At 38.5% G+C, this 959-nt stretch carries 1 protein-coding gene; it reads left to right on the top strand.

Annotation, left to right across the window (positions count from 1 at the left end; all coding sequences use genetic code 11):
• Nucleotides 1-45 precede the first annotated feature (45 nt).
• The coding region (locus OSCI_RS11960) for a hypothetical protein (protein WP_039962207.1) at nucleotides 46-959 on the top strand (914 nt) is incomplete at its 3' end.

Genomic DNA, 959 nt, shown 5'->3' with positions numbered 1-959 from the left:
CTCGCTCAGGTACGCACTTCCCTAACTCGATCTATAGCAGATTCGGTGTCAGGAATAGACTTTGTACTCGATGTTTTAGCACAACTGAAATTTTATGGTACTACAGAAATAGCAGTAGATTTGTGCCGTGCTACCTATCATAATGTACAGAAATCGCCCCAAGTATTGGGCGGTACTGAAACAGAACTAGCCGATACTGTTTTGATGAGCTTAATTGAGCAAGCTTACCAACAACTTAAAAACGGTGTCCCATTTGATGGGGAAAACTTGCGGACTACAGCTACTGAATATTATAGTCAAAACACCAGTGAATTTGAACAGGAAATTCTGGGAAACTTGACCGCAGTTATAGAGAAAAATCAAGATTTTACAATTGATTTAAAGCGGAACTTTGAAAAAAATTTACGCACTCTGTCAATGGCTTTTTCTGTCTATATGATCGAACAAAAGCAGGTAAATTTTATCACCAGTCAAACTATCTGGACAGTAGTGTTTGATTTTCTCGAAGACCGAAATCTACCTCGAAAGAATTTAACCAATCCCGATAAATATTTTGCATTTAACCAGCAAGCTTTAGATAAATACATAGGAAAGTTATTCGGTGGATTGGTTTCGGTACGACAAGCTGAAGCAGTAGGAATTCTATGGGGAATTCCTTATGTTTACGATTTTTTGTTTAACAAACGGGCGATTGGAGAGAAAGTATACCAGCAAGCAATAGCAATAACAACAGCATTAAAAATAAGTTTAATTCAGGTGATGGAACGAAGTTTATGGAAATACGATTTCGTGCATCGCTGGCAACCCCCCGACAGCATATCTACCGCAGATTTTGCGGCTGAAGCCGAGATATTTGCTGCTAGTATTAACAATGTCAAACCTTTAAGTGAAGAACCTGGTGAAGGAACAATCGAGTCTTTCTACAGCCAGTTATCTTCTGAACTAGATAATACATTGCT

Origin of the sequence: Kamptonema sp. PCC 6506 (assembly GCF_000180455.1) — a bacterium.
In the GTDB taxonomy this organism is placed as follows: domain Bacteria; phylum Cyanobacteriota; class Cyanobacteriia; order Cyanobacteriales; family Microcoleaceae; genus Kamptonema; species Kamptonema formosum.
This window is presented reverse-complemented; position numbering and strand designations above follow the sequence as displayed.